Source organism: Marinobacter sp. BW6, assembly GCF_008107725.1.
Lineage (GTDB): Bacteria > Pseudomonadota > Gammaproteobacteria > Pseudomonadales > Oleiphilaceae > Marinobacter.
In genome coordinates this window covers 1-344 of record NZ_VIRN01000038.1, presented here as the reverse complement: position 1 = coordinate 344, position 344 = coordinate 1, and the positions used below count along the sequence as shown (strand labels likewise).

Annotated in this window: 1 protein-coding gene; it reads right to left on the bottom strand. The window is 65.1% G+C overall.

The genetic code is table 11. The annotated features are described in order from the left end of the window. Window positions 1-313, bottom strand: a 313-nt coding sequence (locus tag FMN52_RS04205; RefSeq protein ID WP_240339391.1) for an RNA repair transcriptional activator RtcR family protein, incomplete at its 3' end; no start/stop codon positions are given. Between the last annotated feature and the right edge of the window lie 31 nt (window positions 314-344).

The window sequence follows — 344 nt, the reverse complement described above, 5'->3', positions numbered from 1 at the left end:
TGTCGAAGGGGTAGGCGCTGACGAAATCGTGCAGGGCGCCATAGACCTCCTCGAAGTCCCAGGGGTTGCGCAGTTCCATCTGCTGCAGGCGGACCTCGGTATGCGGCGACACCGCGGCGATGTCGGCGCGAATCCGCTCGGCCAGGCCGAGGTCGCGGGCGTCGTTGCCGTGGATCAGTTCGAGGCGGTCGATCAGCAGGTCCGGCTGCTGGCACAGGCCGATGCTCGGCCGCCACTTTTGCCAGCGCGCCGCGCCCTTGCCGAGACGGTCGAGGGTGGCGCCGATGAAGCCGATGGCGACCGTGCGTTTCATCACTGCTTATCCTTCAAGATAAAGATCGATA